We start from the raw sequence: 22,864 nt of genomic DNA on the forward strand, positions 1-22,864 counted from the left end.
CAAGGAGCGGAAGATGACGGGATCCCTCAGGCGCATAGGTGCGCTCTTCTATGCCCGCAACCTGGAGTTCGTGCGCGATCGGGCCGCCCTGGTGTGGAACCTGGTCTTTCCACTCCTGCTGGTCATCGGCTTCTCCCTCATCTTCTCTGGCCCGCCCAGGCCGCTGGTGCAGATCGGCGTGCTGGGGGAGCTGCCTGCCACTTACGCCCCGCTGCGCGCCGTCCCGCTGCTCAAGATCATACCCTATGACGAGGAAGCCAGGGGTCGGCTCAGGGTGCGCCACCACCAGCTGGACCTGCTGCTCTCACCAGAGGCGGGCCGCTATTGGGTCAACCCTGACGCCCCCCAGGGGGCCATGGCCGAATACCTGCTGCGCCAGGCGGTGCAGGCCCCCTTGCAAAGGGAGACTCTGAGCGGCCGGGCCATCCGCTACGGCGACTGGCTGCTGCCCGGGGTGATCGGCATGAACCTGATGTTCTCCGGCCTGTTCGGGGTCGGCTTCGTCATCGTGCGCTATCGCAAGAACGGGGTGCTCAAGCGGCTGCGGGCCACCCCGCTCTCGGCCGCCGAGTTTCTCTGTGCCCAGCTGCTGTCACGGGTGCTGATCACCCTGGTGGTGAGCCTGCTGGTCTTTCTGGTGGCCCATTGGTTGCTGGATGTACCCCTGCTCGGGTCGGGCTGGCTGTTGCTGCTGATCGCCCTGGTCGGCGGCACGGCCATGGCCTCCCTCGGGCTGCTTATCGCCGCCCGGATCCAGAACGAGGAGCTGGCGAGCGGTTTGCTCAATCTCATCAGCTTGCCCATGATGTTCTTATCCGGCGTCTGGTTCTCGCTGGAAGGCTCTCCTCCCTGGCTGCAGGCCCTGGGGGCGCGCTTGCCGCTCAGCCAGATCATCGAGGCCGCCCGTGCCGTGATGCTGGAAGGGGCCGGGTGGCAGGCGGTGGCGGGGACCCTGGGTCAAGTCATGGTGTTTGCCCTGGTGTGCGTCACGCTGGGGGCGGTGCTGTTCAAATGGAGCGCAAAATGAAGCCAATTCTGTGGTTGCTGCTGGTGGCAGCCTTACCGGTGCATGCCGGCACCCTGCGCTGCAAGAGCGCCCTGCTGACCGAGGGGGACACCACGGCCGAACTGCTGATCCGCTGCGGTCAGCCGCTGCTCAAGGAGGATCTCACCCGCTACGAGGAGAACGGCTTCGGGGCGAGGATGACGGTCAAATATGCCGAGCGCTGGACCTACAACTTCGGCAGGAGCGAGTTCATGCAGTTTGTCACCGTCGAGAACGGCGTCATCACCGAGATCGAAGACGGCCCCCGCGGCGGCTGAGTCCCCGGCCGGGATCTCACCCCATATTCTGTCCTGTGGCTCCCGGCTTCATCCCCCCTCTATCCCTCGGTTTCAATGCAAGAGAGCGTGGCTGCCCGATATTGGTTCATCCCACCCAATAGCGGGCCTGCCGGCAGAAAAACGAGTCTGATGAGTGAGTTATCAGCAGATTTCTCTGCCCCATCACGGTGCATTCGACATTTTTGCGAAAAAAAATCCTCATAGGATGGAAGGCTTTTGACAGCAGGCTATTTGGCAAATAAGGGTCTACTTTTGATTCTAAGAGTGCATATCACCTCGTTCTCATATTTTGTGCTGTTGCACCATGCTTGGGCCGGGTTGCACCGATTGACAGGTTTTTGAGCCGCTGGATAAGCTGCGAAAACGCAGGGAAGTGACGGCATCTTGCTTGGTTTGGGTGCCTGTTCGAATCAAACCACAGGGAAGAGTGACATGAAGCAGATACACAAGGCAGGTATGGTAGTGGTGCTGTCGCTGGTGGCAGCCAATGTGTGGGCAGAGGGGACTCTGGACTCGGTCAAGAAGAAGGGCTTCGTGCAGTGCGGGGTCGGCGATGGTCTGCCCGGCTTCTCCAACCCGGATGCCAAGGGGGTCTGGACCGGCCTGGACGTGGACGTGTGCCGCGCCGTCGCCGCCGCCGTGCTGGGGGATGCCGGCAAGGTGAAGTATGTCTCCCTGACCGCCAAGGAGCGTTTCACCGCCCTGCAATCCGGTGAGGTGGATCTGCTGTCGCGCAACACCACCTGGACCCTGACCCGGGATGGCTCCCTCGGCCTCACCTTTGCCGGGGTGAACTACTACGATGGCCAGGGTTTCCTGGTGAACAAGGCCCTCGGGGTCAAGAGCGCCAAGGAGCTGGACGGCGCCGCCGTCTGCATCCAGTCCGGCACCACAACCGAGCTCAACCTGGCCGACTACTTCCGTGCCAACGGCGGCATGAAATACACCCCTGTGGTGTTCGACACCTCGGATCAGACCGTCAAGGGATTCGAAGCAGGCCGCTGCGACGTGCTGACCTCGGATCAGTCTCAGCTTTACTCCCTCAAGATCAAGCTGACCAAGCCGGACGAGGCCCTGGTGCTGCCAGAAGTCATCTCCAAGGAGCCCCTGGGCCCGGCGGTGCGTCAGGGGGATGAACAGTGGTTCAAGGTGGTGCGCTGGAGTCTGAATGCCATGCTCAACGCCGAGGAGGCCGGGGTCACCAGCGCCAATGTGGACGAGATGCTCAAGTCCACCAACCCGGATATCCGCCGTCTGCTGGGGCTGGAAGAACCCAAGGGCAGCGTGCTGGGCCTGGATGACAAATGGGCCTACAACATAGTCAAACAGGTCGGCAACTATGGCGAATCCTTCGATCGCAACGTCGGTGCCGGCTCCCCCCTCAAGATCGATCGCGGCATCAATGCGCTCTGGAACAAGGGCGGCCTGATGTACGCGCCGCCCATCCGCTGAGTTGACTGCAGTCGGGGGGCCTTGCCCCCCATTTCCCCTGGCTTTGTCGGAGTCATCCTCATGGCGCTACAAGCATCAAACCATAGGAAGGAACAGGGCCGCTGGTGGTATGACGCCAAGGTGCGGGCGCTGCTCTTCCAGTGCCTGGCCGTGGCGGCCGTTATCGCGTTCCTGTTCTACATCGTCAACAATGCCCTGACCAATCTGGCCACCCGTGGCATCACCACCGGCTTCGATTTCCTGGGCAACACGGCCGGCTTCGGCATCTTGCAGAGCCTGATCCCCTATGACGAGACTTATACCTTCGGCCGCACCTTCCTGGTGGGTCTGCTCAACACCCTGCTGGTCTCGGTGCTCGGCATCCTATTTGCCACCCTGCTCGGCTTCGTGCTCGGGGTGGCGCGCCTGTCGCGCAACTGGCTGGTGGCGCGGATTGCGGCCGTCTACATAGAGACGTTTCGCAACATTCCGTTGCTGCTGCAGATCTTCTTCTGGTATTTCTCGGTGCTGCGCACCCTGCCTTCCCCCCGCGAGAGCGTGGAGCTGGGAGGGCTCGCCTTTCTCAACGTGCGGGGCTTCTATCTGCCCAAGCCCTTGTTTGAAGAGGGATTTGGTTATGTGCTCTGGGCCCTGTTGCTGGCCGTCGTGCTGAGCTGGGGACTGAGCCGCTGGGCGCGGCGCCGCCAGGCGCTGACCGGCAGGATCTTCCCGTTCTGGCGCACGACAGCCGGTCTGGTCATTCTGCTCCCGGCCGTCACCTTCCTGCTGGCGGGCAGCCCGCTCACCTGGAGCGTGCCGACCCTGCAGGGGTTCAACTTCCGGGGGGGGCTGACGGTACTGCCTGAGCTTGCGGCCCTGTTGCTGGCGCTGACCATCTACACGGCGGCCTTCATCGCCGAGATAGTGCGATCCGGCATCCTGGCCATCAGCAAGGGACAGACGGAGGCGGCCTCCGCCCTCGGGCTGTCGCCCACCAAGACGTTGCGGCTGGTGGTCATCCCCCAGGCGATGCGAGTCATCATTCCTCCCCTGACCAGCCAGTACCTGAACCTCACCAAGAACTCCTCGCTGGCCACGGCTATCGGCTACCCGGATCTCGTCTCTGTGTTCATGGGTACCACCCTCAACCAGACCGGGCAGGCCATCGAGGTCATCGCCATGACCATGGGGGTCTATCTCATCATCAGTATCACCACCTCGGTGTTGATGAACATCTACAACCGCAGGATGACGCTGGTCGAGCGCTAGGGAGCTGTCATGTTCGTGAATGAATTGCAGGAGGCACTGCCGCCTCCCAGCCATCGCCGGGGGCTGGTCGCCTGGCTCAGGCAGAATCTCTTTCCCAACTGGTGGAACGGCCTGCTGACCCTGGTGCTGGCCTGGCTGTTGCTGCCGCTGCTCTGGTCGGCACTGGACTGGGCGCTGTTTTCCGCCACCTGGCAGGGCAGCAGCCGTGCGGACTGCAGCCAGGGCGGGGCATGCTGGGTCTTTATCGAGAGCCGTCTGGGGCAATACCTCTATGGCTTCTACCCGGTCGATCAGTACTGGCGCATCAATCTGGTCTTCGCCGGCCTGGCGGTGCTGCTGGCCTTGCTGATCTGGCCGCGCACCCCGCGCAAGGGGTGGCTGGCGCTGTTTACGCTGCTGGTATTCCCCGTCATCGCCTTCTTCCTGATCCATGGCGGGGCCGGCCTCACCGTGGTGGAGACGAACCGCTGGGGCGGCCTGATGCTGACCCTGGTACTGGCGGTGGTGGGCATAGTGGTGGCCCTGCCGTTCGGCATCCTGCTGGCGCTGGGGCGTCGCTCCCACATGCCGGTCATCTCCAGCCTCTCCACCGTCTACATCGAGTTCTGGCGGGCGGTGCCGCTCATCACAGTACTCTTCATGGCGTCCGTCATGCTGCCGCTCTTCATGAGTACCGAGGTGGAGCTCGACAAGCTGCTGCGGGCGCTCATCGGCATCATCCTGTTCCAGGCGGCCTATGTGGCAGAGGTGGTGAGAGGGGGGCTGCAGGCGATCCCCAAGGGACAGTACGAGGCGGGGGATGCGCTGGGGCTCTCCTACTGGAAGGTGATGGGGCTCATCATCATGCCCCAGGCCCTCAAGATCACCATTCCCTCCCTGGTGAACACCTTCATCTCATTGTTCAAGGACACCAGCCTGGTGCTGATCATCGGCCTGTTCGATCTGCTGGCCATCTCCAAGGTGGCGCTGGCGGATCCGGCCTGGCTGGGCTTTTCCACCGAGGCTTATGTCTTCATTGCCATGATCTTCTGGATGTTCTGTTTTGGCATGTCCCGCTACTCCATCTATCTGGAGCGCAAACTCAACACGGGCCACAAGCATTAGGAGCAGTTTCGATATGAAAACGGACGCGGTAGTAGAACTGAAAGCCGTCAACAAGTGGTACGGTGAGTTTCATGTGTTGCGCAACATCAATCTGCAGGTGGGCAGAGGGGAGAAGATCGTCATCTGCGGGCCATCGGGGTCGGGCAAGTCCACCATGATCCGCTGCATCAACCGGCTGGAGGAGCACCAGAGCGGGGACATCCTGGTCAAGGGCACGGCGCTCACCTCGGATCTCAAGAACATAGAGACGGTGCGCCGTGAGGTGGGCATGGTGTTCCAGCACTTCAACCTCTTCCCCCACCTGACGGTGCTGGAGAACTGCTGCCTGGCCCCCATCTGGGTCAAGCAGTTGCCGCGCAAGGAGGCCGAGGAGATCGCCATGACCTTCCTGCGCCGTGTCAGGATCCCGGAGCAGGCCCTCAAGTACCCGGGCCAGCTCTCCGGCGGCCAGCAGCAGCGCGTCGCCATCGCCCGCAGCCTCTGCATGAACCCCCAGGTGATGCTGTTTGACGAGCCAACCTCGGCGCTCGACCCCGAGATGGTGCGCGAGGTGCTGGATGTCATGGTGGAGCTGGCCCACGAGGGGATGACCATGCTCTGCGTCACCCACGAGATGGGCTTTGCCAAGCAGGTGGCGGATCGGGTGATCTTCATGGACCGCGGCCAGATCATCGAGGAGAACGTGCCGGATCAGTTCTTCGACCATCCCCAGTCGGAGCGAACCAAGCTGTTCCTCTCCCAGATCCTGCAGCACTGAAACCGAGTCGCCGCCATAAAAACGGCCCGCACGCTCCAGTGAGCGGCGGGCAAAGACGTGCATGGAAGCAGACTACAGACGGAAAGGAGTATGTCAGCCCGGCAACGGGGTGCTGGTGCGCAGGTCGCGCACCGCCAGGTTGATCTGCCGGGCCAGGCTCAACGCCTGACGGCAGCTCAGCGTCCTCACATCGATGATTCCCCCTTGAAACTCAAACCGCCCCAGCGCCTCCACCATGAAGCTTCCATGATGAAAACTCTTGATATAGCGAGCAATTCGACGGGGAGACCACTGCTTGAACACCTTCATGGCAAGAGACCCTGTTGTTTGGACAGGGCACACTATGCCGATGGACAGTGACACTGATGTGACAGTTTGAGAAAGGTTTGTATGAATCCACATCTCATCAGGGAAGGATCCACACTGGGGCCGAAAAAGTAGTGCCGTCCCCGACCCCGGCCCCGATATACTGCGGCCATTTCAGGAATGACAAAGGTGCCGCACGTGGAGTGGGTGGACATAGTAGACGAGCAGGACAGGGTGATAGGAGTTGCCGAGCGCGCCAGGGTTCGGCGGGAAAACCTGCGCCATCGCGCCAGCTACATCCTGGTGCTGGACGAGCAGGAGCGCGTGCTGGTGCAGCGGCGAACCCTCGGCAAGGACTTCTGTCCCGGCATGCTGGATGCCTGCGCCGGCGGCGTGGTCACCCAGGGTGAGGCGATGGAGCCCTCCGCCCGGCGCGAGCTGGCGGAGGAGCTGGGGATCCACGGCGTGCCCCTCCAGGATTTCGGCACCTTCTACGCAGAAGGGGAGGCGAGCGGCGGTGGCTACCGGGTCTGGGGCGGGCTCTTCAGTTGCCATTATCAGGGGCCGGTGCAACTTCAGGCGGAGGAGGTGAGCGAGGTGCACTGGATGAGCCTGGGCGAGATCGCCGAGCGGGCCGCCGAATTCACGCCGGACTCCCTGCTGGCGATCGCCACCTGGCAGGCGCGGCGCTCGCAATCAGGTCAGGGGTAGCCGCCGGAAGTGCTCGTAGGGCATCCCCTTTGTTATCCCGGACGGAAGCCTGTTCGTCCTTTTGCGGATTGGGGTAGACTGGGCCTCTTTGAACCACATAAGGACGAGTCATCATGATCACGGTCGGTCAGACCCTGCCCGCAGGGGAATTTACCTTTATCACCGCCGAGGGCAAGCAGGTGAAGGATACCCAGACCCTGTTCGCGGGCAAGCGGGTGGTGCTGTTTGCGGTGCCCGGCGCCTTCACCCCCACCTGCTCCAACGCCCACCTGCCCGGCTATGTGGTGCTGGCGGACAAGTTCAAGGAGAAGGGGGTCGATGCCCTCTGCTGCCTGTCGGTGAACGACGCCTTCGTGATGAGGGCCTGGCAGGACGCCCAGAACGCGGAGGCCATCACCATGCTGGCGGATGGGGACGGCAGCTGGACCCGCGCCCTGGGCCTTGCCAAGGAGACCGGTGCCTTTGGCGGCCTGCGCGCCCAGCGCTTTGCCCTCATCGCCAACGACGGGGTGGTGGAGCGGCTGTTTGTGGAGGCCCCCGGCAAGTTCGAGGTCTCGGATGCCCAGAGCCTGCTGGCGGCGCTGTGAAAGATTAATCGCCGTTTGATTTTCCCTTGAAATGGAAAGTCGGCCCGTTACACTGGGCCCACTTCTGGAGAGAGCCGGGCCATCGCCTGGCTCTCGCATTTGCTGGCGATGGAATGGAGATGTTATGACCCTGGCTTTTGTTGCCCTGATAGCCGGACTGGCGCTGCTGGTCTGGAGTGCGGACAAGTTCGTGGACGGCGCCGCCGCGACCGCCCGTTATGCCGGCATGCCGCCGCTGCTCATCGGCATGGTGATCATCGGTTTTGGCACCTCGGCCCCGGAAATGGTGGTGTCGGCCCTGGCGGCCTCCCAGGGCAACCCCGGGCTTGCACTCGGCAACGCCTATGGCTCCAACATCACCAATATCGCGTTGATCCTGGGGTTGACCGCCCTGATCAGTCCCATCGCGGTGGCCTCCCAGGTGGTGCGCAAGGAGATCCCCATCCTGCTCGGCATCACCTTGCTCTCCGGTGCCCTGTTGCTGGACGGCCAGCTGGATCGCGCGGATGCCGCCATCCTCGGCGTGGTCTTCGTCGGCCTGATGGGCTGGTCCATCCGGGCCGGGCTCGCGGGCAAGGGGGACGCGCTGGATGTGGAGACCGAGGAAGACATCGAGAGCGAAGGCATGTCCCTCAAGAGCGCCATCCTCTGGCTCATCGTCGGCCTGGTGCTGCTGATCGCGGCATCCCGCCTGCTGGTCTGGGGGGCGGTCTCCATCGCCCAGGCGCTCGGCATCAGCGATCTGGTGATTGGCCTCACCATAGTGGCGGTGGGCACCTCGCTGCCGGAGCTCGCCTCTTCCCTCATCGCCATTCGCAAGAACGAGCACGATCTGGCCCTCGGCAACGTGCTCGGTTCCAACCTGTTCAACGCTCTGGCCGTGGTGGGCATCGCCGCCGGCATCCATCCGCTCGCGGTAGCGCCCGAGGTGCTCAGCCGTGACTGGAGCCTGATGATGGGGCTGACCCTGTTGCTGCTGGTGATGTGTCTGGGCCGCAAGGGGCCGGGGCGGATCAACCGGCTGGAGGGGGGCGCGCTGCTCGCCATCTTCGTCGCCTACACGGGCTGGCTGCTGACGAGCCAGTTCATCTAGGCCGGATGAAATGAGAGAGGGGGAAGCATCGGCTTCCCCCTCTCGTTTCTGGTGCTGGCAACTCGTCAGGCCACGGCGACCAGCTTCTGCTTCTGGGCGCTGTCCAGGATCAGGATGTTCGCCTTGGGGAAGAAGTTGAAGGTGGAGGCGGAGGCCCAGGTGTAGGCCCCCATCACCCGGCCCACCACCAGCTCGCCGATGGCCAGATCCGGCAGCATGATGTCGTCGCGAATGACGTCCACGCTGTCGCAGGTGGGGCCGGAGAGCACCGCATTGTGCAGCGGGCCCTGGGCATAGGGGGTGCTCACCGGGTAGGTGACGTGGTCGTAGAGCTGACCGTTGTAGCTGCCGTAGAGGCCGTCATCCAGGTAGTACCAGATCTTGTCGCCGCGGTGGGCCTTGCCCATCACGCTGGCGACCGAGGTCATGGCCGGCGCGCTGATGAAGCGGCCCGGCTCGGCAATCTTCTGCACCGTGGCCGGCAGCTTCGCCAGCGCCTCGCGAATGGGGGCGCAGAAGCCGTCGATGTCGAACTCGCCGCCGTCATAGTCCACCGGGAAGCCGCCGCCGATGTCCAGCACCCAGGGCTTGAGGCCGAGCGCCCAGGCCTGCTCCATGATCTCGCGGCAGGCGTCGATGGCCTGCACGTGGCGACGGGCGTGGGGCACCTGGGAGCCGACGTGGAACGACAGCCCCATCACCTTGATCCCCTTGGCCTGGGCCAGCTGCAGCAGCGGCAGCGCCTGTTCCGGGGTGCAGCCGAACTTCTTGGAGAGATCGACCTTGGTCTCGGGGTTCGGGAAGCTGACCCGCAGCAGCAGTTTCACCTCGTCCTTGTAGGGCAGGAACTTCTCCAGCTCCAGCGGGTTGTCATAGACAAACACGGTGCAGCCGAATTCCAGGGCATAACGGATGTCGCTGTCGCGCTTGATGGGATGGGTATGGATGCAGCGCCCCGGGCGAACCCCTTGGCTGCGCACCAGATCCACTTCGCCATTGGTGGCCAGATCGAAACAGGCCCCCTCTTCCTTCAAGACAGAGACCACCGCCTCGTGGGGCAGGGGCTTGAGTGCATAATGCAAGCGCACATCGGGCAGGGCGGCTGCCAGGGCCCGATACTGTTTGCGGACGGCTGCCTTGTCGAGCAGCAGCAGGGGGGAGCCGAATTGTTCAACCAACTGACGGTAATCTTGTGCGACCAGGGTCTCGTTCATTCTCTTTTGAAAATCCTTAGGGGGCGTGATATGCCCAAGCCATATGCGATTGAACCGGCGACGGCCGGCTCAGGCGAGCGGTCCGGAGGGACCAACCAGGCACAATGCATAACTCCCTTGCGAAGTGCTTAGTTATGCGCGGGATTATCGGCTTATTGAGTTTGTGTGCAAGCATTTTGATTGGATATGTTGGCAAGTTTTTCTGGTCGAGACGAAACAGGCTCTTGATACGGGGAGCGTTCAGGGCCGTGATGGGGATCGCCCCCGAAGGGAGCTTGATAAGTTGTTGATAGTTAACGAACTAATAACATCAGGCCTGGGTGTTGCGGCCATGTAAAAAGGGGGCGCCGGGGCCAGGGAGTGGGAGACAGCTCACAGTTTTTGGATTACCATGCCCGCTTCCTAATCCAAACTAGTTCGGATGAAGGTAGCAGGAGAGCGATGGGCAACCATCCACCGAAGAAGTGAATCTTTCAGGTACCGGGCAACCGGTGTGGACTGCTACTGGACGATACTCTGGAGAGACCCGTTAGATCGGGCGCCGAAGGAGCAAGGCACCACGATTGCATCGCAATCTGGCGCCGGAAACTCTCAGGCAAAAGGACAGAGGGGATGGGATGGTTGTACCTGGGCTTGGAACTGTTCACGATCTGTCACGAGAGGTCGTCAGCAAGGTAAAGCGCCTCGCAGGAACCGGAGTGTATGTGAATACATGAGCCTCTCGGTCCCACATAAGCGAGCTGCGCATGAGCCTTGATCACGGCCTCGCAGTCAGAGTGTGAACACATTCCTGGCCTGCATCCGATCGCCTCTGGCCGATCGCGACACCTATGGGAAGATCATCCTTCTCCTCCTTAATCGTTGTTTTTTTAAGGAGGATGCATGTCATCAATTCAATCGGCGCTCGCCGCCATCGATAGCTTTGTCTGGGGTCCGCCCCTGCTGATCCTGCTGGTCGGGACCGGCGTCTACCTCACCCTGCGTCTGGGTCTGCTTCAGATTGTGCGTTTGCCGCTCGCCCTCAAGCTGGTCTTTGGTCGCGATCAGGGCCAGGGCAAGCAGGGGGATGTCTCCAGCTTCGGCGCGCTCTGCACCGCCCTCTCCGCCACCATAGGCACCGGCAACATCGTCGGGGTCGCCACCGCCATCAAGCTGGGCGGTCCCGGCGCCCTGTTCTGGATGTGGATGGCCGCCCTGTTCGGCATGGCCACCAAGTACGCCGAGTGCCTGCTGGCGGTCAAATATCGCCAGCAGGACGCCAACGGCCAGATGGCGGGCGGCCCCATGTACTACCTGGAGAAGGGGCTCGGCTCCAGGCCGCTCGCCAGGCTGTTCGCCCTGTTCGGCATCGGCGTCGCCTTCTTCGGCATCGGCACCTTCCCCCAGGTCAACGCCATCAGTGACGCCATGAGCCTCTCCTTCTCGGTGCCCCGCGAGGCGACCGCCGTGGTGCTGACCCTGATCGTGGCGCTGGTGACCCTGGGGGGCATCCAGTCCATCTCCAGCGTGTCGAGCAAGGTGGTCCCCTTCATGGCCATCTTCTACATTCTCGCCTGTGCCGGGGTGCTGGTGAACAACGCCGCTGCCCTGCCGGAGGCGATCGCCCTGGTGATCGGGAGTGCCTTCACCGGCCATGCGGCCACCGGCGGCTTCGTCGGTGCCGGCATCATGCTGGCCATTCAGTCCGGTGTGGCCCGCGGGGTCTTCTCCAACGAATCGGGGCTGGGCTCGGCGCCCATCGCGGCGGCGGCGGCCAAGACGGATTCGTGCGTGGAGCAGGGGCTGGTCTCCATGACAGGTACCTTCATCGACACCATCATCATCTGCACCATGACCGGCCTGACCCTGGTGGTGACCGGGGTGTGGAGCGGGGATGTGAGCGGTGCGGCCATGACTAGTCTGGCCTTTGCCCAGGGGCTGGATGCCCATGTCGGCCAGTATCTGGTGAGCATCGGCCTCCTGTTCTTCGCCTTTACCACCATCCTTGGCTGGAACTACTACGGCGAGCGCTGCACCGAGTACCTGTTCGGGGTGAAGGCGATCAAACCTTACCGCCTCATCTATCTGGTGCTGGTGGCAAGCGGCGCCTTCCTCCATCTGGACCTGATCTGGCTGTTGGCCGACATCGTCAACGGCCTGATGGCGGTGCCCAACCTCATCGGCCTCATCGGCCTGCGTCACGTGGTGATCGCCGAGACCCGGGCCTACTTCAGCCGGGATCGGGATACGGAGTCCGAGCCCGAGCCGCAGACGGCCTGACCCTGCACCACGCAGAAATGAAAAAGCCACGACCCCAGTCGTGGCTTTTTGTTTCATGGCGCCATGGATGGGGCCTTTCCGCTCTTTCTGGGAGAGGATCAGGACGTCTGCTCCTCGCCCAGCAGGCTCTCCAGCCGTGTTCGTACCTTGTCCACCAGCCTTTCATCGCTCTCCTGCCAACCAATGCAGCGCGCCAGCGTGGTGGAGGTGCCGGGCAAGAAACGCAGCTCCCCGCCCGCCAGCTCGTAGAAGCGGCTCGCCATCCGGGTGCCTTCATCCACATCCCCCGCTACGAGCAGCATGGCCTGGGCCAGCACGGCCCCTTGGTGATCCTGCCCCGGCGCCAGCCAGCGTTGGGCGGTGCCGGTCACCTTGCGTCCCCCGATCACCAGATTGTACTGGCCGTCGCAAAACGAGCCGGGCACGAAGTCGTAGTTTCCCGCGAGACCGTACTCCCCCAACAGGCCGAGCAGCGGCGCCCCCAGCCGCCGGTAGTAGTGGGCGAGATCCGTGGTGGTACGGGGCAGCATGAGCGACAGGTTGAGGATGCCGGCGCCGTGGGGCACGGCGGTGCCGCCACTGTCGCGCACGAACACCGGCCAGCCCTCGGCGGCAAGCTGCTTGCAGGCGGCCTGGTAGCGGGGCAAGCGGGTGTCCTTGCGGGTGACGATGAGGCATTGGGGGGCCTGCCAGAGGTGGGCGCGGGGCAGGCGGTCATGGGCACACTCCCGCAGCCAGCGCTGCTCCTCGGCCAGGATCTGATCCGGGGTGTGGCTGGCGGGCGGCGGGGGCAGCAGGGTATAGGGCATGGCGGCATTCTCGGGCAGAGGCTGCCCAGCACAGTACCCGTGGCGGTAAACAAGGTAAAGCCCCGCACTGCGGGGCTTTACCTGTGACATGGCGGGGCGTCAGGCCTGGGGGGCGCGCTTGGGCAGCAGCAGGTTCAGCACGATGGCGGTGAGGCCGCCGGTGGCGACACCGTAGGAGAGCACGCTCCTGGCGAGCTCCGGCAGGTGCTGCAACACCTCGGGCACCTGGGCTACCCCGAGACCCATGGCGAGCGATACCGCCAGTATCATCAGGGCGCGGCGATCCAGCTCCTCCCGGGAGATGATGCGCACGCCGGCGGCGGCGATGGTGCCGAACATGACGATGGTGGCGCCGCCGAGCACGGGCTCGGGGATCTGCTGTACCAGGCTCGCCACCGCCGGGAACAGGCCGAGCAGGGCCAGCATGGCGGCGATGAAGAGTCCGACGTGGCGGCTGGCCACCCCGGTTAGCTGGATGACGCCGTTGTTCTGGGCGAAGGTGGACATGGGGAAGGTGGAGAAGACCGCCGCCAGCATGGAGTTGGCGCCATCGGCCAGCACGCCCCCCTTGATCCGCGCCATGTAGACGGGCCCTTCCAGCGGCTCGCCGGAGATGTCCGAGGTGGCGGTCATGTCGCCGATGGCTTCCAGCGCCGTCACCACGAAGATGATGGCGAGCGGCACGAACAGCTGCCAGTCAAAGCCGAGACCGTAGTGCAGCGGAATGGGCACCATCACCAGGGGACCCTCGAAGGTGGGGGCGCTCACCTTGCCCAGCAGCAGCGCCACCGCATAGCCCACCAGCATGGCGATCATGATGGCGGAGAGGCGCAGCCAGGGGTTGCGGCTGCGCTGCAGCAGCACGATGAGGCCGAGCACCAGCAGGGAGAGGAAGAGGTTGGTGTGGCTGGCGAAGCTGCCGTCCGACAGAGCGCCGTAGCCGCCACCCATGCTGATGAGGCCGACCTTGATCAGGGTCAGACCGATGAGCAGCACGACGATGCCGGTCACCAGGGGGGTGATGATCCGTTTGACCAGGTGCAGGAAGCGGCTCATCACGACGATGGTGAGAGCGGCGGCCAGCATGGTGCCAAACAGGGTGCCCAACAGATCTTCGGTGGGCATGGCCGCCTGCTTGAGGGCGAGGCCGGAGGCGATGATGGGGCCGAGGAAGTTGAAGCTGGTGCCCTGCACCGACAGCAGGCCGGAGCCGAGGGGGCCGAAGCGGCGGGTCTGGATGAAGGAGGCGATGCCGGACATGACCAGGGACATGGAGACGATATAGCGGGTGTCTTCGGCGGGGAGGCCGAGGGCATTGGCGATGATGAGGGGCGGGGTGATGATGGCGACGAACATGGCGAGCATATGCTGCAGGGCGGCGAACAGGGTCTGGGGCAGGGGCGGGACATCCTCTATGCCGTAGACCAGTTCGCTGTGGGGTCGCCTGGGGGGATGGGCCTCGACGGGGGCGCGCGCGACGGCTGCCTGTTCCATAAATACCTCGGATATTGTGGGGGAGGGGGAGAAAATTGGGCGCCATTGTAGTGATTGAAATGAGGCTTTCCAGCGTTAATTGAGCGGGAAAAGGTTTATTTTCTGACAGGTTGAAACGTTTTCCTGTGACGTTTATGATCCGCCGGTTTGCGTGGGACCGATACCGTCATAAACCGGAGGCGTGCTGATGCATCCCGGCGGGGACGGTGTAGAATGAGCCCTCAGTTGGAAGATGGAGGCTCTGGATGCTGAAGCTGTCGGAGTTCTGGAGTGCCCGTGCCCACTCCGAAGATTTTACCCTGACCCGCATGGGCTTTATGACGGTGCGCCTGCGGCTGCTCATCTGCGTGCTGATGGTGGGGCTGCCCGCCTGGGCGCTGGTGGACTGGCTGACCCTGCCCGCCACCCAGTTCGAGGCACTGCTCCAGGCGCGCGTCTTCTGCCTGCTGGCCCTCTCCCCCCTGATCCCGCTCTCCTATCTTATTCACTTCAGGCGCGCGCGCATGAAGCTGGCGCTGGGCTATCTGATGGGGGTGATGATGCTCTTCTCCCTCATCTGCCTGCACAGCTTCGGCGCGGATCAGGAGTTGCAGGCAGGCTACATGGCCTTTCCCTATCTGCTGATCAGCCTGTTCGCCATCTTCCCCATTCCGCTCTCCCTCAGCCTGCAACTGTCGGGTGGCATACTGGTGACCATGCTGGCCGGCAACTGGCTGCTGGTGGGGCAGTCGCTCTGGAGCGTGCAGACCCTCAACCAGATCTGGCTGCTCGGGCTCTTTGCCGTCGCCAGCGCCTGGGTGCAGTGCGGCCAGCTCAACATGCTGCTGCAGCTCTACCGGGAGTCCACCACGGACGAGCTGACCGGCATGATGAACCGTCGCCTGCTGATGAAGCAGCTGGAAAAGGCCAGGGCCGCCATGATCCGCAAGCAGGCACCGTTCGCGGTGCTGCTGCTGGATCTGGATCGCTTCAAACGCATCAACGATACCTTCGGCCATCTGGCGGGAGATGCGGTATTGCGGGAGGTGGCGACGACCCTGGCGGAGCAGCTGGAGCCCGGCATGGTGCTGGGGCGTTATGGCGGCGAGGAGTTTGCCATCCTGCTACCCCGTTGCCCGGAGCTGGCCCAGGCGAAGCGGGTGGCGGAGCGGCTGCGGGTGGCGGTGGAGGCGCGCCTGGTGAAGAGCCCCACCTCGGACGAGCTGCTGGAGGTGACGGTGAGCATAGGCCTGACCCTGGCGCGGCGCGGGGAGGGAATAGAGGCGCTGCTCAACCGGGCCGACGAGAGTCTCTATCGCGCCAAGATGGCGGGGCGAAACTGCGTGGTGGGCGAACTGGCGAAGACGTCGGAACAATCCGGGCCCACTAGGACGGATGCCGCCTGAAGGCGGCATCTTGTCGGAGGGATTGCGATCTCAGCTCAGGCGATACTTGCCGGAGAGTTGCTGGGCCAGCAGCTTGAACATGTTGAAGACCGCCATGGTCTTGCCGGTCGGGGTGCCATCTTCCGCCAGGAAGAACTCCCCCTTGAACACCAGGATGTCCCCCTTCTGCTCCACCGAGTCGGCGCGCATGCCGTGGATGAAGTCCTCGTGTTCCCGGATGATCCTGTTGGCCATCTCCAGCAGGGCCGTCTCGGTGATCGCCTCTTTCTGTGGTTGCATGTGCATCTCCTTTAACGACTGCTGACGGAGCAAAATGCGCCCCGTCGCTGATTGAAGAGGGGGCCAGCATACTGCAAGGGGGGATTTTCTGTCATTGATATGACCCCGCCTCGCCCCTCTTTTATCCCAGCACCAGGTTTCGGAGCCAGTGGCGCTGACGGATGCGGCGCTGCACCAGCAGCACCTTGGCGAGCTCCTCCAGCAGCACCACGGCGACCACCCAGGAGAGGTGCCAGCCGAGCAGGCTGACCGCCACCCAGGCGAGCGGCAGGCCGATGCACCACATGCCGACGATGTCGATGAAGATGCTGTAGTTCACGTCGCCCCCCGAGCGCAGCACCCCGACGATGCCCACCATGTTGAACACCTTGAGCAGCATGCCGAGGCACATGATGGCGAGCACCTGGCCCGCCTCCCCCATGAGCTCGCCGGGCAGGTTGCCGACCCACTGCAGCAGGCTGCCCTGCATCAGCCAGACCGCGATCCCCACCAGCAGGGCGCCGACGGGGGCGAGCAGCAGGAACAGCTGGGAGTGCTGCCAGGCCTCGTCATACTCCTCGGCCCCGAGCCGGTGGCCGAGCAGGGTTGAGCAGGCCACCGCCAGCCCGAAGAAGAGGGAGATGAGGATGCTCTCGAGCGTCCCCAGGGTGGTCATGATGGCCAGGGAATCCGTGCCGAGGTGGGCGTAGAGGAAGCCGTAGAGCAGCATGCCGAAGGCCCAGAGCCCGTCGTGCAGCAGCAGCGGCAGGGCGATCAGGGTGAAGCGCACCACCTCCCTGCGCTTGAAGGCCGCCAGCCAGTCCGCCAGGCGCGGCACCAGCCGGGGCTCCTGGCGCAGCACATAGACGAGCAGCAGCGCGGTCTGCAGCAGGCGCGACAGCGTGGTGCCCCAGGCCGAGCCTGCCACCCCCATGGCCTCGAAGCCGAAGTGGCCGAAGATGAGGGCATAGTTGAGGATGACGTTGGCGATGATGGCGACGATGCCGATCCGGGTCGGTGCCGCCGCGTTGCCCACGGCGCGCAGTGCCGCCTCCAGGGGCACCACCACGGCGGTGCAGAGGATAGTGGCGCCGGTGATCATCAGGAACTCGTCAGCCAGGGGACGCAGTTCGGGATCCTGGCTGGCGAAGCCCAGCACACTGCCCGGCGAGAGCACATAGATGAGGGCAAACGGCAGGCTCACCAGCAGGGCACCCACCAGGGCCAGCGCCAGGGAGCGGCGCACCCCGGCGAGATCCCCCCGGCCGTAATACTGTGCCGCCAACACCGAGACGCCACCCGAGAGCCCCGCTATCACCAGCAGATTGAAGAAGAAGACCCGGTTACCCAAGCCGACCGCCGCCACAGCCGTGGTGCCGAGCTGGCTCACCATCATGATGTCGATGAGGCCGAGCAGGGAGAACATCATGGACTGCAGCGACACCGGCAGGGCCAGCCGCCACAGTCTGGTCATGAACTCACGATCGGTGGTTTGTTTTAAAATCGCTTGCCAATAATTCATTTATGTTAACCGGGTATGTGAAAATCAAGGTTTGTCTTGGGTATGATAGGGGAGGCAAGGGGCTGTTCCACTGTGAGCCTCTCTCGGCTTTCTTGTGTAAAACTATCCTGTTGAGGTGCTATGCCATTTGTCAGCGAGTGTCTGGAGATTGCCCCGGCCTGCGAGGAGCGGATGCTGGGGCGCGAAGGTCTGCCCCTGCTCGGGGAGGCGGGGATCTTCCTGACCGGGCTCTCCCAGCTGCGGGATCACTATCTGATCCGTCGCAACAGGCCCGAATTCCACATCCTGATGGTGAGTCACGACGAGGGGGGCATGCTGCTGACCGAGGCAGGGGAGCAGCCGATCCCGGCCGGGGCCCTGGTATTCCTGCCGGCGGCCGTGCCGGGGGGGCTACGCCTCGCCGGGGAGCGCTGGCAGATCAGCTGGATCCTGCTGGACGACGTGCCGCGCTGGCACCACTTGCATCGGCTCGGCCATCGCATCTGGCAGGGGGAGGAAGGGGATCGGCTCTATCACCTGCTCAGTCTGATGCAGGGGGAGGGGGTCCGCTCGCCCCTGCAACCCCAGCTGCTGAGCCTGCTGCTGGCCCTGCTGGACCGCACCCTGCAAGGGGAGGTGCGCGGCACCCCGGAGCTGCGGCTGCAGGCGCTGTTTCGCCGGGTGGAGGCGCGCCTGGACGAGCCCTGGAGCGTGGCCCTGCTCGCCGAGCAGATGGCCTGTTCCGTGCCCCACCTGCACCGTCTATGTCAGCAGGCGTTCGGCATGGGCCCCATGGCCTGGCTGACCCAGCTTCGCATGAACAAGGCGCGCCAGCTGCTGCTCTACACCAACTGGCCCCTCGGCGAGCTCGCCAGCCGGGTCGGTTACAGCGACGGAGCCAACTTCGCGAACCGCTTCCGGCGCCTGACTGGTCAGACCCCTGGGGCCTTTCGCCGCCTGGGTCGCAAACCTTTCGCAACAGACATGCAAACCCTTTGAAATTGTTGGCTCAAGCCCATAGGATCGGCGGGCCACACAGTCAAGGTACAGATCCATGTTTGAAGACAATAATCAGAAACGTCCCCTCTACATCCCCTACGCAGGTCCGGCCCTGCTGGAGACGCCCCTGCTCAACAAGGGCAGCGCCTTCACCAGCGAAGAGCGCAGCAGCTTCAACCTGGAAGGCCTGCTGCCCCAGAACATCGAGACCATCGAAGAGCAGGCCGAGCGCGCCTACCGCCAGTTCATGGCGTTCGGCAACGACATGGACAAGCACATCTATTTGCGCAACATCCAGGATACCAACGAGACCCTGTTCTACCGCCTGCTGAACAACCACCTGACCGAGATGCTGCCGGTCATCTACACCCCGACCGTGGGCAAGGCGTGCGAGGAGTTCTCCAACATCTATCGCCGTGCCCGCGGGCTGTTCATCTCCTATCCGGACAAGGACAGGATCGATGACATGCTGCAGAACGCCACCAAGCAGAACGTCAAGGTGATCGTGGTCACCGACGGCGAACGGATCCTGGGTCTTGGGGATCAGGGCATCGGCGGCATGGGCATTCCCATCGGCAAGCTGTCCCTCTACACCGCCTGCGGCGGCATCTCGCCCGCCTACTGCCTGCCGGTGGTGCTGGACGTGGGCACCAACAACCAGCAACTGCTGAACGACCCCTTCTACATGGGCTGGCGCCACCCGCGCATCTCCGGGGAGGAGTACGATGAGTTCGTCGACGCCTTCATCCAGGCGGTCAAGCGTCGCTGGCCGGACATCCTGCTGCAGTTCGAGGACTTCGCCCAGGGCAATGCCACTCCGCTGCTCAACCGCTACAAGGACGAGCTGTGCTGCTTCAACGATGACATCCAGGGGACCGCCGCCGTGACCCTCGGCAGCCTCATCGCCGCCTGCAAGGCCTCCGGCGCCAAGCTCTCTGAGAAGCGGGTCGCCTTCCTCGGTGCCGGCAGCGCGGGCTGCGGCATCGCCGAGCAGATAGTGGCGCAGATGAAGGCCGAAGGGCTGACCGACGCCGAGGCGCGGGGCCGGGTCTTCATGGTTGACCGCTTCGGTCTCATCACCGACAAGATCCCCAACCAGCTCGACTTCCAGCGCAAGCTCTCCCAGCCGCTGGAGCGGATCAAGGAGTGGCCGGTGGGGGACAACATCTCCCTGCTGGAGGTGATGGAACACGGTCGCCCGGACATCCTGATCGGGGTCTCCGGTCAGCCCGGCCTCTTCACCGAGGAGGTGGTCAAGACCATGCACAAGCACTGCGCCCGCCCCATCATCTTCCCGCTCTCCAACCCCACTTCCCGGGTGGAGGCCACGCCGGCGGATCTCATCCGCTGGACCGACGGCCAGGTGCTGGTGGCCACCGGCAGCCCGTTCGCACCGGTGGAGTACAAGGGCAAGCGCTATGTCATCGCCCAGTGCAACAACTCCTTCATCTTCCCGGGCATTGGCCTTGGCGTCATCGCCTCCGGTGCCAACCGGGTGACCGATGCCATGCTGATGTCGGCCAGCCGCGCCCTGGCGGACTGCTCGCCCCTGGTGAAGGGGGAGGAGGGCTCCCTCCTGCCGGATCTGGCGGACATCCACCGGGTCTCCCGCTACATCGCCAAGATGGTGGCCAAGACCGCCATGCTGCAGGGCAAGGCGGTGCAGACCCCGGATGATGTGATAGATCAGGCCATAGAGGCGAACTTCTGGCGTCCAGAATACCGCCGCTATCGCCGCACCTCGTTCTGAGCGGGGGAGCCACCGAAAAACAGAAGGGATGCATCAGCATCCCTTTTTTGTGCACGGCGGCCGAGGGAGGGGTTATTGGGCCGGCTGCTCGGCGGCCGGCTCGGTGACGGCTTCTTCAGGGGCGGGTTCGGCAGCAGGTTCGGCGGCCGGCACGGACTGCACGCCGGTGACCCGCACCTCGACCCGGCGATCCGGGGCCAGGCAGTCGATGAGGGCGGCCCTGGCCTTGACGGCATCACACTGGGTGCCGGTGACCGGGTTGCTCTCGCCATTGCCCTGAATGCTGACCTTGTCGGCAGGCAGGCCCTTGCCGATGAGGAAATCGGCCACGGTGCGCGCACGGGCTTCGGACAGCGCCTGGTTGTTGGCGTCGGAGCCGATGCGGTCGGTATAGCCCATCACCAGAGCGTTGCCGTCCTTGGGTTTGACGTCGACGATCTGCTGGTAGAGATCGTCCAGGGCGGCCATGCCTTCCGGCTTGAGCTCCGCCTTGCCAAAGGCAAACAGCACGTCAGAGCTCAGGTTGAAGGTCTGATCCACCGGTTCGGGGGCCGGCGGGGGGGTCACCACCATGGGGGCCGCCACCGGCACGGCGGCGACGGTGCGGTTGGGGTGCAGCACCAGCTCTATGGTGGCGGTGCTGATGTCGCTAACCCAGCGCTGGGTACCGCTGCCCACCTTGTCGTTGTCCGAGTCATCCCCCACCCGCACCATGTAGCGATAGCGGGCCTGGATGTCGATCCAGTCGTGCAGCCTGGCGGTCATGCCGAGTCCGGCCAGCGGCGCCAGGTTGTCCTCGCTGCCGTTGATGGACTTGACGCTGTAGAGGTAGCCACCACCCTCGGCAAACACCGAGAAGATGTCGTTCAATGGCAGGCGGCCCAGGATCGACAGGGTCGCCCCCTGGTTGCTGAATTCGTGACCATTGACGTCCCAGTCCCCGCCCGAGAGATAACCCAGTTCGGCCCCCAGGTTTTCGGTGAAGTTGTAGCCGGCGAAGGCGTTGTACGCGGTGTCATCGTTGCTGACATCCTTGCTGAAGTCATCGAGATCATGGGCCCATGCCCAGCCTGCCCCCGCGCCTATATACCAGTCATGAACAGGTGCCGCCTGTGCCGCTCCCGTCGCCAATACCAGTGCAATCCATACCGGTTTCAGTCTAATGTTCATCGCGTTTCCTCGTCGATGTTGGGTGTTATAGGGCTCCCAGCCCTTTGTTATGTATAACCAACATTATGTATAGGCCATATGAGACGTTTAACCACTTAAGTGGCGACCCCGTATGGAAAATCTGTGAGGAAGGTGACAACTGGTTCGCCCCAGAACGGGGGTGGGAAGGACTGGTTGATGAACAAAAAGGGGCCGAGTTGCCCCTTGTTTGGTTGCGGGTAGCCCGCTTACTGCTGGACTTCCTGCACGCCGGTGACGCGCACTTCGACGCGGCGATCCGGTGCCAGGCAGGAGATCAGCTGGTTCTTGCCCTTGACGCCGTCACACTGGGTGCCGGTGACCGGATTGGCTTCACCACGGCCCTCGATGGAGACCTTGCCCGCCGGCAGACCCTTGCCGACCAGGAAGTCGGCCACGGTGCGGGCACGGGCTTCGGACAGCTTCAGGTTATAGGCGTCGGAGCCGATGCGGTCGGTGTAACCCACCACCACGGCGCTGCCGTCTTTCGGCTGGACGTCGACGATCTGCTGATACAGGGTGTTGAGCGCCGCGGTTCCTTCCGGCTTCAGGGTGGACTTGCCGAAGGCAAACAGCACGTCTGAGCTCAGGGCGAAGCTCTTGTCGACCATGACGGGCTCGGGAGCCGGCTCGGGAGCCGGGGCTGCCACAGGTGCTACATAGGCTTTGCGGTTCGGGTGCATCACCAGCTCCAGGGTGGCGACGCTCATGTCGGTCTTCCAGGTCTTCTGATCGTCGCCCAGATCCCAGATGTAGCGATAGCGAGCCTGCAGATCGAGCAGATCGGTGAGCTTGGCGCTCAGGCCCAGACCGGCCAGCGGCGAGGTGCCGTTGTCGCTGTCACCGTTGCCGTTGACGTGGTTGAAGTAGGCACCGCCTTCGGCGAACACGGAGAAGATGTCGTTCATGGGCAGGCGGGCGATACCGGACAGGGTCCCACCCTGGGTCTTGAAGTCGACGCCGTCGACGCCACCCTTGCCGGCATAGAGATAGCCCAGCTCGGCGGCAAAGTTTTCGGTGAAGTTGTAGCCGCCGAACAGGGAGATCGCGGTGGCGTCCTTGTCGGCATCCAGGCCGAAGGAGTCCAGGTCGTGCCCATATGCCCAACCTGCCCCCATGCCTGTGTACCAGTCGTCAGCCGCCTGGGCCGTGGTGGTTCCCATGGCTGCAATAGCCAGAGCAATCAGGGTTGGTGCCATTTTCATTTTCATCGTTTTATCCTCGTTGAGTTGCCGTGCTAAGGGCGTACTGCGCACTCTTTGTTATACCGGTCGCAGATGACACTTCATGTGCGACACCGTGAACGCGTCACGGACGGCTTGAATAAAAAAATGGATGGTAACCTGGATTCTCATGAAGCTTATTCTCCATGGACAACGCACCGGGCATTCAGCACTTTTAATAG

General features: G+C 63.5%; 21 protein-coding genes and 1 riboswitch. Of the genes, 13 read left to right on the forward strand and 8 right to left on the reverse strand.

The genetic code is table 11. The features are described from left to right. Positions 1-13 precede the first annotated feature (13 nt). The 6 genes from AB5Y72_RS08245 to AB5Y72_RS08270 all read left to right on the forward strand — a co-directional run bounded on the left by AB5Y72_RS08245 (position 14) and on the right by AB5Y72_RS08270 (position 5,905). Entirely contained in the window at positions 14-1,027 is a 1,014-nt protein-coding gene (locus AB5Y72_RS08245) for an ABC transporter permease (RefSeq protein ID WP_318161820.1), read from the forward strand. Next, positions 1,024-1,323 (forward strand): DUF2845 domain-containing protein, encoded by a 300-nt coding sequence (locus tag AB5Y72_RS08250; protein ID WP_084202532.1) that lies wholly within the window; start codon positions 1,024-1,026, stop codon positions 1,321-1,323. Before AB5Y72_RS08245 ends, AB5Y72_RS08250 begins: the two co-directional genes overlap by 4 nt. Before the next feature lie 453 nt (positions 1,324-1,776). Further along, positions 1,777-2,796: an amino acid ABC transporter substrate-binding protein gene (locus AB5Y72_RS08255; RefSeq protein ID WP_042074314.1), complete on the forward strand. Its 1,020-nt coding sequence runs from the start codon at positions 1,777-1,779 to the stop codon at positions 2,794-2,796. Positions 2,797-2,856: 60 nt separating this feature from the next. After that, positions 2,857-4,044 carry an amino acid ABC transporter permease gene (locus tag AB5Y72_RS08260; protein ID WP_318161819.1) on the forward strand — a complete coding sequence of 396 codons (1,188 nt, stop codon included), beginning with the start codon at positions 2,857-2,859 and terminating at the stop codon, positions 4,042-4,044. Positions 4,045-4,053: 9 nt separating this feature from the next. Continuing rightward, the gene (locus AB5Y72_RS08265) at positions 4,054-5,148 is read left to right on the forward strand and encodes an amino acid ABC transporter permease (RefSeq protein ID WP_318161818.1); all 1,095 of its coding nucleotides are present in this window, start codon (positions 4,054-4,056) and stop codon (positions 5,146-5,148) included. 13 nt (positions 5,149-5,161) lie between these two features. Next, complete coding sequence (locus AB5Y72_RS08270) at positions 5,162-5,905, forward strand: amino acid ABC transporter ATP-binding protein (RefSeq protein ID WP_042074317.1); 744 nt, start codon at positions 5,162-5,164, stop codon at positions 5,903-5,905. 93 nt (positions 5,906-5,998) lie between these two features. Here the strand turns inward: AB5Y72_RS08270 and AB5Y72_RS08275 are convergent, their stop codons facing one another. Beyond that, positions 5,999-6,214 carry a DUF1107 family protein gene (locus AB5Y72_RS08275; protein ID WP_042074318.1) on the reverse strand — a complete coding sequence of 72 codons (216 nt, stop codon included), beginning with the start codon at positions 6,212-6,214 and terminating at the stop codon, positions 5,999-6,001. A 177-nt stretch (positions 6,215-6,391) separates the two neighbouring features. Here AB5Y72_RS08275 and yfcD point away from each other — a divergent pair, with 177 nt between their 5' ends. The 3 genes from yfcD (at position 6,392) to AB5Y72_RS08290 (ending at position 8,602) form a co-directional block, all read left to right on the forward strand. Then, entirely contained in the window at positions 6,392-6,922 is a 531-nt protein-coding gene (gene yfcD / locus AB5Y72_RS08280) for an NUDIX hydrolase YfcD (RefSeq protein WP_216990763.1), read from the forward strand. 113 nt (positions 6,923-7,035) lie between these two features. Further along, entirely contained in the window at positions 7,036-7,509 is a 474-nt protein-coding gene (locus tag AB5Y72_RS08285) for a peroxiredoxin (RefSeq protein WP_216990762.1), read from the forward strand. A gap of 124 nt (positions 7,510-7,633) precedes the next feature. Continuing rightward, positions 7,634-8,602 (forward strand): calcium/sodium antiporter, encoded by a 969-nt coding sequence (locus tag AB5Y72_RS08290; RefSeq protein ID WP_325781937.1) that lies wholly within the window; start codon positions 7,634-7,636, stop codon positions 8,600-8,602. Between the two features lie 65 nt (positions 8,603-8,667). Here the strand turns inward: AB5Y72_RS08290 and AB5Y72_RS08295 are convergent, their stop codons facing one another. Beyond that, a complete protein-coding gene (locus AB5Y72_RS08295; protein ID WP_209793856.1) occupies positions 8,668-9,816 on the reverse strand; it encodes a type III PLP-dependent enzyme in 1,149 nt (382 codons plus the stop codon). Between the two features lie 506 nt (positions 9,817-10,322). Further along, positions 10,323-10,433: riboswitch (glycine riboswitch) on the forward strand. Between the two features lie 265 nt (positions 10,434-10,698). Between AB5Y72_RS08295 and AB5Y72_RS08300 the strand changes: the two genes are divergently transcribed. After that, positions 10,699-12,075, forward strand: a complete 1,377-nt coding sequence (locus tag AB5Y72_RS08300) for a sodium:alanine symporter family protein (protein WP_325781938.1) — start codon at positions 10,699-10,701, stop codon at positions 12,073-12,075. A gap of 98 nt (positions 12,076-12,173) precedes the next feature. On the opposite strand, the gene AB5Y72_RS08305 is transcribed toward AB5Y72_RS08300, so the two are convergent. Together AB5Y72_RS08305 and AB5Y72_RS08310 are read right to left on the reverse strand one after the other, a co-directional pair. Further along, on the reverse strand, positions 12,174-12,884 hold the full coding sequence (locus AB5Y72_RS08305) for a protein ligase (protein WP_325781939.1): 711 nt from the start codon (positions 12,882-12,884) through the stop codon (positions 12,174-12,176). A gap of 99 nt (positions 12,885-12,983) precedes the next feature. Further along, positions 12,984-14,378 (reverse strand): nucleobase:cation symporter-2 family protein, encoded by a 1,395-nt coding sequence (locus tag AB5Y72_RS08310; protein ID WP_368198844.1) that lies wholly within the window; start codon positions 14,376-14,378, stop codon positions 12,984-12,986. A 245-nt stretch (positions 14,379-14,623) separates the two neighbouring features. Between AB5Y72_RS08310 and AB5Y72_RS08315 the strand changes: the two genes are divergently transcribed. Continuing rightward, complete coding sequence (locus AB5Y72_RS08315; RefSeq protein ID WP_368198845.1) at positions 14,624-15,763, forward strand: diguanylate cyclase; 1,140 nt, start codon at positions 14,624-14,626, stop codon at positions 15,761-15,763. A gap of 30 nt (positions 15,764-15,793) precedes the next feature. On the opposite strand, the gene AB5Y72_RS08320 is transcribed toward AB5Y72_RS08315, so the two are convergent. After that, positions 15,794-16,042, reverse strand: coding sequence for a YciN family protein (locus AB5Y72_RS08320; RefSeq protein ID WP_318161811.1), 249 nt, complete (start codon positions 16,040-16,042; stop codon positions 15,794-15,796). 121 nt (positions 16,043-16,163) lie between these two features. Then, positions 16,164-17,543, reverse strand: coding sequence for an MATE family efflux transporter (locus AB5Y72_RS08325; protein ID WP_368198846.1), 1,380 nt, complete (start codon positions 17,541-17,543; stop codon positions 16,164-16,166). A 120-nt stretch (positions 17,544-17,663) separates the two neighbouring features. Between AB5Y72_RS08325 and AB5Y72_RS08330 the strand changes: the two genes are divergently transcribed. Together AB5Y72_RS08330 and AB5Y72_RS08335 are read left to right on the forward strand one after the other, a co-directional pair. Next, the gene (locus AB5Y72_RS08330) at positions 17,664-18,521 is read left to right on the forward strand and encodes an AraC family transcriptional regulator (protein WP_042074335.1); all 858 of its coding nucleotides are present in this window, start codon (positions 17,664-17,666) and stop codon (positions 18,519-18,521) included. Positions 18,522-18,576: 55 nt separating this feature from the next. Further along, positions 18,577-20,271, forward strand: a complete 1,695-nt coding sequence (locus AB5Y72_RS08335; RefSeq protein ID WP_042074337.1) for an NAD-dependent malic enzyme — start codon at positions 18,577-18,579, stop codon at positions 20,269-20,271. Between the two features lie 72 nt (positions 20,272-20,343). Here AB5Y72_RS08335 and AB5Y72_RS08340 read toward each other — a convergent pair whose 3' ends face one another. Together AB5Y72_RS08340 and ompA are read right to left on the reverse strand one after the other, a co-directional pair. After that, a complete protein-coding gene (locus AB5Y72_RS08340; RefSeq protein WP_368198848.1) occupies positions 20,344-21,441 on the reverse strand; it encodes an OmpA family protein in 1,098 nt (365 codons plus the stop codon). A gap of 227 nt (positions 21,442-21,668) precedes the next feature. Beyond that, the gene (gene ompA / locus AB5Y72_RS08345) at positions 21,669-22,670 is read right to left on the reverse strand and encodes a porin OmpA (RefSeq protein WP_209793849.1); all 1,002 of its coding nucleotides are present in this window, start codon (positions 22,668-22,670) and stop codon (positions 21,669-21,671) included. Positions 22,671-22,864 lie beyond the last annotated feature (194 nt).

Origin of the sequence: Aeromonas sp. R7-4 (genome assembly GCF_040908055.1) — a bacterium.
GTDB classification, from domain to species: Bacteria; Pseudomonadota; Gammaproteobacteria; order Enterobacterales; family Aeromonadaceae; genus Aeromonas; species Aeromonas sanarellii.